We start from the raw sequence: 13,518 nt of genomic DNA, 5'->3' as shown, positions 1-13,518 counted from the left end.
CGATGACCGCTCACACGCACACCCGCCCCGCCTCCAAGCTCCGCCGGACCCTCGCCGCACTCCTGCGCATGCGCCCGACCCACGGCGCACCGGACGTCTGGCTGGCCGGTCTGCGCCTGGGAGGCTGACCGTGCCCGCCACCGACTCCCGCCGCTGGTACGCCCTCGCCCTGCTGTGCGTCGCCGGGTTCATGGTGATCCTCGACGCACAGATCGTGCTCCTCGCGCTGCCGTCGATCACGGACGGTCTCGGGCTGTCGGCGGATGCCTCCCAGTGGGTGATGAGCGCCTATCTGCTGACCTTCGGCGGTCTGCTGCTCCTCGGCGGCCGCACCGCCGACCTGCTGGGCCTACGCCGCGTCTTCATGACCGGAACGCTGCTGTTCGGGCTGTCCTCGCTGCTGTGCGGGCTCTCCTGGACGGCCGGGGTGCTGGTCGCGGCACGCGCCGTACAGGGCTTGTCGGCCGCCTTCATGGCGCCGAGTGCGCTCTCGCTGCTGGTCAGCACCTTCGAGGAGGGCCACGAACGCAACAAGGCACTCGCCATCTGGTCCGGCAGCGGAGGCTTCGGTGCCACCGCCGCCCTGCTGATCGGCGGACCGTTGACCGATGTCCTCGGCTGGCAGTGGGTCTTCTTCCTCAACGTCCCCGTCGCCCTGCTCCTGCTGGCACTCAGCCCGCTGCTGCTGCGCGAGAGCCGCACCGACACCCGGGCCCGCTCCTTCGACCCGGCCGGCGCTCTCACCGCCACCGCCGCACTCGTCGCCTGCGTGTACGCGGTCGTCGAGGCGCCAGAGGCGGGCTGGCTGTCGGCTCGGACGACCGGTCTGCTCGCCGCCGCAGTCGTCCTCGCCGTCCTCTTCACCCGCATCGAGGCCCGTGCCACGGCACCCCTCGTCCCCCCTGCGTCTGTTGCGCGCACGGACGGTCAGCGGCGGCAACCTCGTGGTGTTCCTGCTCGGCGCGAGTGCCTTCGGGATGTCGTACACGGTGTCCCAGTACGGACAGGGCGTTCTCGGCTACTCGCCGCTGCGGTTCGGCCTCGCCAACGTCGTCATGCCGGTCGGCGCCCTCGTCGGCTCCTACGCAGGACAGGCCCTGGTCACGCGTATCGGCGCACGCCCGGTCGCCGTCGGCGGGCTCACGCTGGTCGGCGCGGGCAGCCTGCTGCTGGCCGGGGTGCCGGTGCACGGCGGCTTCGTCCGCGACCTGCTGCCCGGGCTGCTGCTGTTCGGACCGGGCCTCGGCGCCTGCGCGGTGGCCGGTTCCATCGCCGCCCTGACCGGCGTGGGGGAGCGGGAGGCGGGCGTGGCCTCCGGAACACGGCGGCCTTCCAGATCGGCGGGGCGTTCGGGGTCGCCGTCGTGACGACCGTCGCGCTCTCCTACACGGACGGCCCTTCATCACTCGCCGCCCTGACCGAGGGGTACCGGGCCGCGTTCACGGCGTGCGTGGTGCTCGCGGCGACCGGGCTGACCTGCGCGTTGGTCCTGCTGCGCCCTCGACGCCGATCGAGGCAGGCCCGCCCGGCCGAGGTCGTCACGAAACGTCGAGTGCGTTCGTGATCGCCTTCACCCCACCGTGCGCCGCATACCCGCCGTCGACCGTGATCTCCGCGCCGTTGACGTACGACGCCTCGTCGGACAGCAGGTAGACCACCAGCGGCGCCACCTCGTCGACCCTGCCGCCCCGCCCCTGGGGCGTCATCGACACGTGTGCCTGGACGAACACCGGGTTCGCGGACGACATGAGCGGCGTCTCGATGTAGCCCGGGTGGATCACGTTCGTACGGATGCCGCGCGGCGCCAGCTCCAGCGCCGCCACCTTCGACAGACCCCGCAGCGCCCACTTGCTCGCCGTGTACGCCACCGCGTGATGGGCCGTGAGTCCCGCCACCGAACCGACGTTGACGATGGCGGAGCCGGCCGGCATCAGCGGGGCCAGCGCCTGGATGCCGAGCAGTGCGCCCGTCGTGTTCACCGCGAACGCCCGGTTCCAGTCGGCGAGTTCGACCTCGCCCAGGCGGGCCCGCATCGGGATGCCCGCGTTGTTGACCAGCCCGTGCACCACCTCGAGGGAGGCCGCCAGCGCCGCCCAGTCCTCCGGCGACGACACGTCCAGGTGCCGATAGGTGACGTCCAGGCCGTCGGCGCGCAGGGACGCGGCCAGCTTCTCGCCCGCCTCGTCCAAAACGTCGGTCGCGACCACCGCCGCGCCCTCCCGAGCGGCCGCCGTCACCTCTGCGGCTCCCTGGCCCTGCGCGGCTCCGGTGACGACGACGGTGCGGTCCGCCAGACGCGTACGGCTCACGGCTCCTCCAAGCTGCGTGCGGGATGTCTCCCGTCCACGCTAGGAAGCCGCGGACAGCTCCGGAAACGCGTGTTCGCCATGGCTGGCATCCACGGCCGCGATCTCCTCGGCCGGGGCCGAGCCCGACGGCACGTCCAGCGAGGCTCCGACCTTCCGCACGGTCTCGCGCAGCCACCGGTGGGCCGGATCGGAGTGCCGGTTGTGGTGCCAGTACATGGCCTCCACCAGCGGTACGTCCGGGAACGGCGTCGGTACGGTCGTGCAGCGCGCGAAGCCCTCGTAGCGCCGGGCGAGCCGCTCGGGCACCAGGGCGACCATGTCGGTGCCGCTGAGCAGGAACGGCATCACGCTGAAGCCCGGCGTACTGACCTGCACCCGCGGTGTGATGCCCAGGGTCTCCAGCTGGCGGTCGGCGGGCGTGAGCTTCCCGATGGCGCACGCGACGTGCGGCATCTCCGCCAGGTCGCGCAGGCCGAGGCGACCGTCCACCAGACGCGGATTGTTCGGGTCGACCAGGCACACGAACCGGTCGTGCATCACGGCCTCGCTCACGCCCGGCAGCTGGTAGCCGAGGGGCACGATCATCAGGTCGTGGCAGCGCAGATGGGTCTCGTTCTCGAGCTGTCCTTCCACGATGGGGTGGAAGTCGATCCGCACCCCGGGTGCCTCCTCCGCGATGACCCGCAGCAGCGGCTCCACGAACACCGACATCACGTAGTCGGACATCACCACCGAGAAGCGTTGCCGACTGCGCTGCGGGTCGAAGTGTCTGGTCAGTGACAGCGCCTCCTCCGCTTTGTGCAGCGAGGCCTGCACCACCGGCAGCAGCCGCTCCGCCAGCGGCGTCAGCTCGTACTCCCGGCCGACCCGCACCAGCAGCTCGTCGTTGAAGTGCCGGCGCAGCCGGGCCAGCGAGCCGCTCATCGCGGACTGGCTGGTGGACAGCCGCACGCCCGCGTGGGTGACGTTCTTCTCCTCCAGGAGGGCTTCCAGCGCCACCAGAAGATTCAGGTCGATAGCTCCGAGACCCATGGGTGTTCCTTCCGGCCGCGTCGTTGAAGCTCGGTGAAATCGGAGCGTAACGACGGGGCAATCGCCGAGGAAGGGCTCCGGAGACAACTCACAGGGATCCGATAACAACCATCGGATCCCTGGATACGTGCAGGTCAAAGCGGCGGTGGTGCTACGGCCGCGGGGTCCGCCCCCGCTTTCGGGCCCGCGGGAGGTACACGTCCGTACGGCCCGGCACCACCCGATTGGACAGTCTGCCGAGCCGCTCCACAGTGAGCGTCACCTCGTCGCCCGGCGTCAGCGGCGGCGGCGTCCGCTCCCCGAGCCGGCCCCAGAACTCCGCCAGCGCACCCCAGCCACAGGTGCCCGAGCCGAGGATGTCTCCGGGGCGTACCCAGGCGTCCCGGGCGGCGTAGGCGATCATCTCCTCGAAGGTCCAGGACACGTTGGCGAGTGTGTCGCGGCCGATGAGCTCGCCGTTGAGGGTGACCGTCATCTCCAGGTCGAGGAAGCCGTCGGCGTCCCGCCGGTCCTCCACCTCGTCCGCGGTGACCAGGAACGGGCCGAGCGTATTGGCGAAGTCCTTGCCCTTGGAGAAGCCGAGACCCAGGTTCTTCTCCGGCTTCTGCAGGTCGCGCGCCGACCAGTCGTTGAAGATCAGATAGCCCACGATGTGCGCGCGTGCCTGCGCGGGCGTGAGGTCCCGGCCGCTGCGGCCGATCACCGCCCCGACCTCCAGCTCGAAGTCGAGCACCGAGCAGCCCGCCGGGACCGGCACCTCGTCGTGGGCGCCATAGGCCGCGTGCGGGTTGGCGAAGTAGAAGTTGGGCGCCCGGTACCACTCCTCGGGCACGTGCTCCAGCCCGTCCAGGGACTTGCTGACGCCCTCGATGTGCGCCTCGAAGCCGACGAAGTCCCGGATGGACGGCGGCCTCAGCGGCGGCAGCAGCCGCACCTGATCCACCGTCAAGTCACTGAGCTGCTGCAGCGCTTCGACGCCGGCGGCGTACAGGACCTCCTGCTCGATGAGCGCCAGGACGGTGACCCCCTCGGGCAGCGGATGGATCACCCCGTCCCGCACCACACCGGCGCGCTCCTCGCCCTCGTACTCGTATGTCGCGAAACGCATGCCTCAGTGCTCCCAGTGGTTGGTGTTGGTGACGGCCCCCGTGCTCAGATATCCCGCGAACAGGCCCTTCGGGTCACGGGCGGCGCGGATCTCCTGCAGCCGACGCCACTGTTCCTCGCCCATGAACCGCAGCTGCCGGACGGTGAAGTCGGAGTCCCCGAGGTACTGCCCGGCGGTCACCGGCTGCATCGCCGCCATCGCCCCGTCCAGCCAGGCGCGCAACTCTGCGTCGCGCTCGGGCTCGTCGTGGACGACGTAGGTGGCGCAGTAGATCTCCGACTGCAACGAGAAGGCCATGTCCGGCAGTTGACGCAACGGCGCCATGGAGAACCAGATGGTGAAGGTCTGCCGGGTCGGATGCTCGGTGAACGCCTTGCGGATCGCCGGCACGACCTCTTCCGCCGGTCCGGTCAGCCAGGCGTTGTCGACGAGGTAGCGGTGGCCCTCGGGGTTGGCGGTGCGCTGGCCCGCCAACTGGGCGGCCAGTGTGGTGGGTTGGGCCTCGATGCGGAACAGCGCCCGGTCCGCGTACGGGTTGGCGTGCAGCGGGGCCAGCGCCTCGGCGGCCTGCTCCGGGGTGTCGGTCATCGACACGCCCGTGACCAGCAGCACCGGCTCGTCGAGGTCGGGCGGCGTCTGCGTCAGCGCGACGATCTCCACCAGGTCCGAGACCGTGTGGTGCATACCGTGCAGCCAGGTCATGACCTCGTCGAAGAGATCCAGCGGGTACGCGTGCACCGTGTGCCCCAGGTGCTTCGGCAGCGGGCGGGTGCGCAGATGGAAGCGGGTGACGACGCCGAAGAAGCCGGGGCCGGCGCCGCGCGCCGCCCAGAACAGATCGCTGTTCTGCCTCTCGTCCGCGCGCACCAACTCGCCCTCGGCGGTGACGAGGTCGATCGCGACGATGTTCTCCGCCGCCCAGCCCCAGCCACGCGCGTTCCAGCCCTGTCCGCCCTGGAGGAGGAAGCCGCCGATGCCGACGGACGGGCAGTGCCCGCCGTTGAAGAAGCGGCCGAACTCGCCGAGATACGGGTTGAGTTCGTCGCCGCCCTTGACGCTGGGCGTCGCGGTCACAGTCCCCGACTCCGCGTCGTACGCCATCTCTCGGAAGTCCCCGAGGTCGATCAGCAGCGCGTCCGCGCGCACCGACCAGGCGGCCCAGCTGTGCCCGCCGGAACGGACGGCGACCTGCCAGCCGCGCTCCAGGGCCAGCCGTACACCCTCGACGATGTCCTGCTCGGTCAGCGCCTTGAGGACGGCGGCCGGTGAACGGTCCGACGGGCGGCGGGCGTTGAAGACCCGGCCGAAGCAGGCCTCCTCGAAGTCCTCGTCGTCGGGGAGGTGGAGGGTGCCGGAGAAGCGGTTGGGGTTCATGGTCGCCGTACTCACTTGATCGCGATCGGATTGACGGGGGCGCCCACCGCGCCGGTGACCGGCAGCGGCGCCGCGACCAGCAGGAACTCGTACACGCCGTCGGCCGCACAGTCCTCCGCCAGTGCCTCCAGGTCCCACATCTCGCCCAGCGGCAGGCCCATGTTGGGGATGGCGATCTGGTGCAGCGGGGACATCGCGCGCTCGGCGAACTCGTACGGACGTACCTCCAGGCCCCAGGTGTCGGAGGCGATCGCGGCGATCTCCGTGCGGTGCAGCCAGCCCAGGGAGGTGAAGGAGAGGCCGGGTGCGTCACCGGCCGCGTAGGTGCCCCACTCGCCCAACCGCCGCACCCGGCCGATCTGTCCGGTGCGCACCAGGACGAGGTCGCCGCGCCGGACGCTCGACGTCGCGCCCTGCGCCTCGATGGTCGCGCGCAGGTGTTCCTCCAGGATGGGGAATCCGTCGTGGAGTTCACCGAATTCGTCACCGACCGCCCGGCCCACGTCCAGCAGGACCCCACGCCCGGTGAACGCGTCCCGCATGTGCTCGATGCCGGTGACCGAGTCGCCGTCGCCGCCCACGATCGTGCACGGACGGCCGTTCCATGCCTGCTTGTTGTCGTAGATGTGGCCCAGGCCGTCCCACTGGGTGGAGGCCTGCAGCGGCATCACGATGTGGTCGTCCGCGCCGCCGAAGCCGTGCGGGAAGCCCTGGGTGCCGGCCGCCGCGTCGGATCCGGTGTCCTTCATGTAGTGGACCGGGTTGATCCGGCCGCGGAAACCGCGCTGCGGGCCGTCCTCGTTGAAGTCCAGCGCCAGCGAGAAGGACCGCCCCCGCCGGACCAGGCCCGACGCGTGGGCGCGGATCGCGTCGTCGATGAAGTTGAGCGTGCCCAGCACGTCGTCCTCACCCCAGCGGCCCCAATTCCGGTACGCGGCACGGGCCTTGGCGAGCTCTTCCTCAATCGGACCCAGGGTCATGGGATACGTCCTTTCAGGAGCAGGTCGAGGGCGTTGCCCCCGGCGACGGCGGCACGGTCGGCCGGGGCGAGCCCGGCGGCGTCCAGGCGGGCCAGCGGGTCGTCGACGCCCATGTCGAAGGGGTGGTCCGTGCCGAGCACGACCCGGTCGGCGCCCACCTCCTCGACCAGGTGGCGCAACGCGCGCGGGGTGTACACGAGCGCGTCGAACCACATGCGCCGCAGATAGCTGCTCGGCGGCTCGGCACAGTCGCGCGCGTCCTCGCGCACCCGCCAGGCGTGGTCCGAGCGTCCGATGTAGGTCGGCAGATAGCCGCCGCCGTGCGCGGCCACCAGCTTCAGCCGCGGATAGCGGTCCAGAACCCCGGTGAAGATCAGATGGGAGAGCGCGACCGTCGTCTCGACCGGCTGCCCGACCGTGTTGCCCAGGTAGTTGGTCGCCAGCCGTTCGCCGAGCGAGCAGCCCCACGGATGGACGAACACGACCGCGCCCAACTCCTCGGCCTTCTGCCAGAGTTCGTCGTGCCGCGGGTCGGCCAGCTCGTGTCCGTCGACGGTCGTGGAGACGCTGATCCCGTACAGGCCGTACTCGGTGACCGCCTTGTCCAGCAGGGCCACTGCGAGATCCGGGTGCTGCAGCGGGACCGTGCCCAGACCGTACAGCCGCTCGGGCGCCTGGGCGCAGTGCGCGGCGACCGCCTGGTTGACGGTGCGGGCGAGCCGGACGGCGAGGTCCGGCTCCGCCCAGTAGTGGTGCATCGGCATCGGGCCGACCACCTGGATGTCGACGCCCATCCCGTCCAGGTCGGCGAGACGCTGATCGATGTCCGTCAACTTTCCTGCCAGTCGCTGGAGTTGGGCCTGGTTGACGGCCAGCGACGCGGGGGAGTGGGCGCGCTGTTCGGCCGCCAGTTCGGCGGCCAGACCCGGTGTGCCGGCCACCAGGGCGTCGGCGGCCGGGACGGCCAGATGGCCGTGGAAGTCGACGACCGGCGTGCTCATGCGGCCGCCGTCAGCGACTCGAGCGTCTGCGACATGATGCGGGCGGGATCGGCACCCGGTGTCCCGGGGTTGATCTCCCACTCGGCGAGTTGCAGCGAGTTCTCCAGCACCATCCGCACCCGCGGCAGCCGCCGGGACATGAAGTGGTCCAGGGCCTTCTCCAACGGCTCGTCGCCGCTGACCAGTTCGGCCAGCAGCACCGCGTCCTCCATGCACATGGCGGCACCCTGCGCGATCAGCGGCGGACAGGCGTGCGCCGCGTCGCCGATGACCATCGTGCGGCCGCGGTGCCACGGCTCGTCGACCAGCACCGCCTCGATCCAGCGGTAGTCGACCGCCGTGTCCTCGGGCAGCGAGGCGATGACCTTGCCCCAGGTGCCGCCGTAGCCCGCGCCGCGCTCGCGCATCAGCGACAGCGGGGCGCGCGGGCCGATCAGCGAGGCGTCGAGGTTCTCGTCCAGGAGGTAGGCGTAGCACTGTTCGGCGGAGATCGGGCTGTAGCCGGCCTTGAAGCGGGGGCCGCCGTAGTAGACCTCGGCGCAGTCCATCTCGGCGGGGCGCTCCGCGACGACCCGGAAGATCGACATGCCGACCGGGCGCGGCCGCCGGGTGATGCCGATGAGCCCGCGCATCGCCGAGTTGATGCCGTCGGCGGCGACCACCAGGTCGTAGCGGCCGGCGGAACCGTCGGTGAAGGTCACGTCCACGTGCTCGGACGACTGGTCGAGCCGCTCGACGGACAGGCCGAGCCGCACCTGCACCCCGTGCGCGTACACCGCGTCGCACAGCGCGTTCTGCAGGTCCGAGCGCAGCGCGCCGGCAGTGGACGGCAGGTCGAGGCCGCCGGTGTGCGGGGTGGGCAGCTCCGTGATCAGCGCGCCGTCCGCGCGGCGCAGCCGCATGATGTCGAACGGCACCGCCCGGGCCAGCACCTTGTCCAGTACCCCCACCGAGCGCAGCGCCTTGAGCGCGTTGCCCTGGATGGTGACGCCGTGGCCCACGCCGAACCACTGGGGCGAGATCTCGACGAGGTCCACCTCGGTGCCGCGCTGGGCGAGCGCGAGGGCGAACACGCTTCCGGTGATGCCGCCGCCGACGACGAGCACCTTCTGTACGGGCATGGGCGATCCTTGCGAACGTAGAAGAAGAGGGGAGTCAGCCGGCGAAGCGCGGCCCGAGCTCGTGGTAGTGCTCGACGGCCGGCGGCTCGGCGAAGAACGGTCCGACCAGGGCCCGCCAGCGGCTGAAGCGTTCGGACTCCCTGAACCCGACCGTGTGGGCCTCGACCGACTCCCAGCCGACCAGCAGGAGATACGTCCGCGGCCGCTCCTCGCACCGCAGCAGTTCGGCCCAGCGGAACCCGTCGGCCTCCGCGAGCACCTCGCGGGCCTTGCCGAAGACCTCCTGGAACTCCGCTTCCCGGCCGGCCTCGACGGTCAGCTCGGCATGCTCGACGACCACGTGCTACTCCTCGGGTGGTGGGGTGCTCCGAGCCTGGTCGGAGGCCGATGCAGGGTCAACGGATCGAGGCATCGGCAAGGGGGACGTCATGCATCCCGTACGGCGATGGAGGCCCAGTTCAGGGCCTGGGCGGGCCGCTGATGGCAGCCATCGTGAACGGCCATTTCCGCCGACCCGCCCGGCTGCCTAGCGTCGACGGTGAGCCCCCGCACCCGTACGAGGAGAGCCGCCCGTGCCCGATCCACTACCGACCCACGCCGGACCGTTCGCGCTCGGCACCTTCAGCAGCAGCGCCGGCACCTTCCCCGGCCTGGTCAGCGGGGCGCGCGTGCGTGACCTGTCCGACCAGGTGCCCTCCGTGCGCGCGATCGTCGAGGACTGGGACGCCTGGCTGCCCCGCCTCCACGACCTCGCCGCCTCGGCCGACGGCACCTGGCACGACCTGGCCGGACTGCGCGTCCTGATCCCGTTCGAGCCGGGCCAGATCCTGCAGAGCGGCGCCAACTACCGCAAGCACGTGGTCGATCTGGTCGCCGCAGAGAAGGAGAGCGTGCACGGTGCCACCCCCGAGGAGGCCCGGGCCGACGCCGAGAAGATGATGGACGAGCGGATCCGCAACGGAGTGCCGTACGTCTTCCTCGGCTCCCCGCGCGCGATGACCGGCCCATACGACGACATCGTGCTCCCCGGGCTCGGTGAGCAGCACGACTGGGAACTCGAACTCGCCCTGGTCATCGGCAAGTCGGGCCGGAACATCCCGGTCGAGGACGCGATGTCCCACGTCGCCGCCTACACGATCTGCAATGACCTCACCACCCGCGACCGCCTCTACCGGCCCGACCTGAAGGCCATCGGCACCGACTGGTTCACCGCCAAGAACGCCGACACCTTCCTGCCGACCGGGCCCTTCCTCGTCCCGGCCGCCTTCGCCGGCGACCCGAACGACCTGCGGATCACCCTGCGGCACAACGGAGTCGTCCGCCAGGACGAGTCCACCAAGGACATGATCTTCGACATTCCGCGGCTCATCGCGTACGTCTCCACGACCAGCACCCTGCGCCCCGGCGACCTGCTGCTCACCGGCTCCCCGGCCGGCAACGGCGCGCACTGGGGCGTGTTCCTGAAGCCCGGGGACGTGGTGGAGGCGGAGATCACCGGCCTGGGCCACCAGCGCAACACCGTCAGGAGCCACGCATGAGCTTCCAGCCCATCACCCATCTGCGCCATGTCGACCTGGCCGTACCGGACTTCGACACCCAGCGTGCCTTCTACGGCACCACCTGGGGACTGACAGAGGTCGCGAACGACAACGGCGTCGCGTTCTTCGCCGCCGAGGGAAGTCCCGAGCAGTACATCGTGCGGATCCGCAGGGACGAACGGAAGCGGATGGACCTGGTGGCCTTCGGGGCCCTCTCCCCGGCGGCCGTCGACGAGCTGGCGGTGCGGCTCGGACGGGCGGGCGTTCAAATCGTCCACGAACCAAAGGTGTTGGACACTCCGGGTGGTGGCTACGGCTTCCGGTTCTTCGACCCGGACGGACGCGTCGTCGAGGTGTCCGCCGACGTCGCCACCCGCACCCACCGGAAGATCGAGGAGCGCGAGGCCATCCCCGTACGGCTCTCGCACTGCGTGGTCAACTCCCAGGACCCGGAAGGGCTCCGGGACTTCTACGTCCACCACCTCGGCTTCCGGCTCACCGACACCCTGTACTCCACGCACTTGGGCGACCTCATGTACTTCCTGCGGTGCAGCCCGCTGCACCACTCCTTCGCCATCGCGCGAGGACCCCATGTCTCCCTGCACCACGCCTCGTTCGAGATGCGCGGCGTCGAGGAGTACATGCGCGGCACAGGGCGAGCGCTGCGGGCCGGTACCCGGCTCACCTGGGGGCCGGGACGCCATCTCGCCGGCGACAACACCTTCTCGTACTTCCACGACCCGCACGGCAACACCGTGGAGTACACCACCGAACTGGCCGTCCTCGAAGAGGACTTGTGGCATCCGGGCCGCCACGACGTCGACGACCCGATCACCCAGGACCAGTGGGGCACCGCCGACCCGATGAGCGAGTCGGTCGCCAAGGAGCAGTTCAACGACCCCGACGTGCTCTTCGAAGCGCCGCCCGTCTGAGCCGACACCCGCAATTTCCCTGAGAGAGGCCGCAGTTGTGGCAGAGATCCTGAAGCACGCCGTACCCAAGGCGGAGGTCACCGCCTCCCTCGGCCAGGTGCGCGAGACCGTCGCCGGCGTCATCGCGGACATCCGCGAGCGCGGCGACGAGGCCGTGCGCGCGTACTCCGAGAAGTTCGACAAGTGGAGCCCGGACTCCTTCCGGCTGAGCGAGGAGGAGGTCGAGAAGATCGTCGCCTCGGTGCCGCAGCAGGTCATCGACGACATCCGCTTCGTCCAGGAGCAGGTGCGCACCTTCGCCCGCCATCAGCTGGACTCGCTGGGCGAGTTCGAGGTGGAGACGCTGCCGGGCGTGCGGCTCGGACAGAAGCACATCCCGGTGCAGGCCGCGGGCGCCTACATCCCCGGCGGCCGCTACCCGCTCACCGCCTCCGCCCACATGACCATCGTCACCGCCAAGGTCGCGGGCGTACCACGCGTCGTCGCCTGTACGCCGCCCATCCACGGCGAGATACCGGCCGCCACCGTCGCCGCCATGCACCTGGCCGGCGCCGACGAGATCTGGCTGCTCGGCGGCGTCCAGGCGGTCGCCGCGATGGCCGTCGGCACGGACACCATGCAGCCGGTGAACCTGATCGCCGGGCCCGGAAACGCCTACGTCGCCGAGGCCAAGCGGCAGCTCTTCGGCGAGATCGGCATCGACCTGTTCGCCGGACCGACCGAGATCCTCGTCCTCGCCGACGAGCACGCCGACCCCTTCGTCTGTGCCGTCGACCTGCTCTCCCAGGCCGAGCACGGCCCGGACTCCCCGGCCGTCCTGATCACCACCTCCCGCGAGGTCGCCGAGCAGACCATCGCCGAGGTCGAGCGGATCCTGCCCGGCATGCCGACCCGCGACTACGCCGAGCCCGCCTGGCGCGACCACGGCCAGGTGCACGTCGTCGACACGATCGACGAACTGTACGCACTCGCCGACGAGTTCGCCTTCGAGCACGTCGAGGTGCTGACCGCCCAGCCGCGTCTCGCGCTCGAGAACATGACCCAGTACGGCGCGCTGTTCCTCGGCGAGGGCACCTGCGTGTCCTTCGGCGACAAGGTCATCGGCACCAACCACGTGCTGCCGACCCGTGGCGCCGCCCGCTACACCGGCGGTCTGTGGGTGGGGAAGTACCTCAAGACCGTGACCTACCAGGAGGTCACCGACACCGAGTCGCAGGCCCTGCTCGGCCGGTTGTGCGGTCGCGCCTCGCGCGTCGAGCTGTTCGAGGGCCACGCGCGCTCCGGCGACGTACGGGCCGCGAAGGCCGCCGGTGACGACCTCCCGTGGAACACCGCGTGACCCTCAACGGGCGCACGGCGCTCGTCACCGGCGGGGGAGGGCCGCTGGGCCGGGCGTTCGCCCTGGCCCTGGCCGGCGCGGGCGCCCGGGTGATCCTCGTCGGCCGCGGCGAACAGGCCCTCGCGGACGCGTCGGCCCGTGTCGCCAAGGAGGGCGGAGAGGCCCGAACGGCGGTGTGCGACGTGTCCGACACCGCGTCAGTGAGACGGCTCGCCGCCCAACTCGCCGACGAGGAAGTGTCGTTGCTCGTCAACAACGCGGGTGTGGCGGGCCCGGTGCGCCCTCTCATCGACATCGAACCGGACGAGTGGGACGACGTGTTCGCGGTCAACGTCCGCGGCGTCTATCTCATGTGCCGGACCTTCCTGCCGCCGATGCTCGAAGCCGGACGCGGTGACGTCGTCAACATTGCCTCGGTGAGCGGCAAACGCCCGCTGCTCAACCGCACCCCCTACACCGCCTCCAAGATGGCGCTGCTCGGCCTCACCCGGACGCTGGCCGGAGAGGTCGGCCCGCGGGGCGTCGCGGTCAACTCCCTTTCCCCCGGCCCGGTTCGGGGCCCACGCATGGACCGCAACTTCCGGCTGACCGCCGAACTGACCGGCTGCACCGTCGAGGAGGCCGAACACGACTTCGCCTCCCGCGCCGCCCTCGGCCGGCTCGTCGAGGAGGACGAGGTGGCCCGGGCACTGCTGGGGATGCTCGCGATGCCGGGCCTGTGCGGGGCGGACATCGACCTGTCGGCGGGGATGATCGCACCCGCATAACCGAACAGCACATACGA

General features: G+C 70.8%; 13 protein-coding genes and 2 pseudogenes. 7 read left to right on the top strand and 8 right to left on the bottom strand.

Annotated elements, in window-relative coordinates; translation table 11 throughout:
* Nucleotides 1-2 precede the first annotated feature (2 nt).
* The 3 genes and pseudogenes from ACFY1L_RS28995 to ACFY1L_RS28985 all read left to right on the top strand — a co-directional run bounded on the left by ACFY1L_RS28995 (nt 3) and on the right by ACFY1L_RS28985 (nt 1,367).
* Nucleotides 3-128, top strand: a complete 126-nt coding sequence (locus ACFY1L_RS28995) for a hypothetical protein (protein WP_388830603.1) — start codon at nt 3-5, stop codon at nt 126-128.
* Between the two features lie 2 nt (nt 129-130).
* Nucleotides 131-847 (top strand): annotated as a pseudogene (locus tag ACFY1L_RS28990) (MFS transporter); the annotation flags it as partial.
* A gap of 130 nt (nt 848-977) precedes the next feature.
* Nucleotides 978-1,367 (top strand): hypothetical protein, encoded by a 390-nt coding sequence (locus ACFY1L_RS28985; RefSeq protein ID WP_388831091.1) that lies wholly within the window; start codon nt 978-980, stop codon nt 1,365-1,367.
* A gap of 171 nt (nt 1,368-1,538) precedes the next feature.
* Here the strand turns inward: ACFY1L_RS28985 and ACFY1L_RS28980 are convergent, their stop codons facing one another.
* From ACFY1L_RS28980 to ACFY1L_RS28945, 8 genes and pseudogenes are all read right to left on the bottom strand, one after another.
* The gene (locus ACFY1L_RS28980; protein ID WP_388830601.1) at nt 1,539-2,309 is read right to left on the bottom strand and encodes an SDR family NAD(P)-dependent oxidoreductase; all 771 of its coding nucleotides are present in this window, start codon (nt 2,307-2,309) and stop codon (nt 1,539-1,541) included.
* 39 nt (nt 2,310-2,348) lie between these two features.
* Nucleotides 2,349-3,341: a LysR family transcriptional regulator gene (locus ACFY1L_RS28975; RefSeq protein WP_388830598.1), complete on the bottom strand. Its 993-nt coding sequence runs from the start codon at nt 3,339-3,341 to the stop codon at nt 2,349-2,351.
* 151 nt (nt 3,342-3,492) lie between these two features.
* The gene (locus tag ACFY1L_RS28970; protein ID WP_388830595.1) at nt 3,493-4,449 is read right to left on the bottom strand and encodes a fumarylacetoacetate hydrolase family protein; all 957 of its coding nucleotides are present in this window, start codon (nt 4,447-4,449) and stop codon (nt 3,493-3,495) included.
* 3 nt (nt 4,450-4,452) lie between these two features.
* Complete coding sequence (locus ACFY1L_RS28965) at nt 4,453-5,838, bottom strand: FAD-binding oxidoreductase (protein ID WP_388830592.1); 1,386 nt, start codon at nt 5,836-5,838, stop codon at nt 4,453-4,455.
* A complete protein-coding gene (locus ACFY1L_RS28960) occupies nt 5,835-6,803 on the bottom strand; it encodes a cyclase family protein (protein ID WP_388830589.1) in 969 nt (322 codons plus the stop codon). Before ACFY1L_RS28960 ends, ACFY1L_RS28965 begins: the two co-directional genes overlap by 4 nt.
* Nucleotides 6,800-7,804 carry an amidohydrolase family protein gene (locus ACFY1L_RS28955; RefSeq protein ID WP_388830586.1) on the bottom strand — a complete coding sequence of 335 codons (1,005 nt, stop codon included), beginning with the start codon at nt 7,802-7,804 and terminating at the stop codon, nt 6,800-6,802. Before ACFY1L_RS28955 ends, ACFY1L_RS28960 begins: the two co-directional genes overlap by 4 nt.
* Nucleotides 7,801-8,934 (bottom strand): annotated as a pseudogene (locus ACFY1L_RS28950) (FAD-dependent monooxygenase); the annotation flags it as partial. The pseudogene ACFY1L_RS28950 and the gene ACFY1L_RS28955, both read right to left, overlap by 4 nt.
* Before the next feature lie 25 nt (nt 8,935-8,959).
* A complete protein-coding gene (locus ACFY1L_RS28945) occupies nt 8,960-9,265 on the bottom strand; it encodes an antibiotic biosynthesis monooxygenase family protein (RefSeq protein WP_388830583.1) in 306 nt (101 codons plus the stop codon).
* Between the two features lie 232 nt (nt 9,266-9,497).
* Here ACFY1L_RS28945 and ACFY1L_RS28940 point away from each other — a divergent pair, with 232 nt between their 5' ends.
* Genes ACFY1L_RS28940 through ACFY1L_RS28925 form a run of 4 tightly spaced genes read left to right on the top strand, consistent with a single transcriptional unit; the run spans nt 9,498 to nt 13,501 of the window.
* Entirely contained in the window at nt 9,498-10,463 is a 966-nt protein-coding gene (locus ACFY1L_RS28940; protein ID WP_388830579.1) for a fumarylacetoacetate hydrolase family protein, read from the top strand.
* Nucleotides 10,460-11,395, top strand: coding sequence for a VOC family protein (locus tag ACFY1L_RS28935; protein WP_388830576.1), 936 nt, complete (start codon nt 10,460-10,462; stop codon nt 11,393-11,395). Before ACFY1L_RS28940 ends, ACFY1L_RS28935 begins: the two co-directional genes overlap by 4 nt.
* Before the next feature lie 37 nt (nt 11,396-11,432).
* Nucleotides 11,433-12,734, top strand: a complete 1,302-nt coding sequence (gene hisD / locus ACFY1L_RS28930) for a histidinol dehydrogenase (protein WP_388830573.1) — start codon at nt 11,433-11,435, stop codon at nt 12,732-12,734.
* Nucleotides 12,731-13,501 (top strand): SDR family NAD(P)-dependent oxidoreductase, encoded by a 771-nt coding sequence (locus tag ACFY1L_RS28925; protein WP_388830570.1) that lies wholly within the window; start codon nt 12,731-12,733, stop codon nt 13,499-13,501. The genes hisD and ACFY1L_RS28925 overlap by 4 nt, the downstream gene beginning before the upstream one ends.
* The last annotated feature ends 17 nt before the right edge of the window (nt 13,502-13,518 follow it).

This window comes from Streptomyces sp. NPDC001663 (assembly GCF_042893105.1).
Taxonomy (GTDB): domain Bacteria; phylum Actinomycetota; class Actinomycetes; order Streptomycetales; family Streptomycetaceae; genus Streptomyces.
This window is presented reverse-complemented; position numbering and strand designations above follow the sequence as displayed.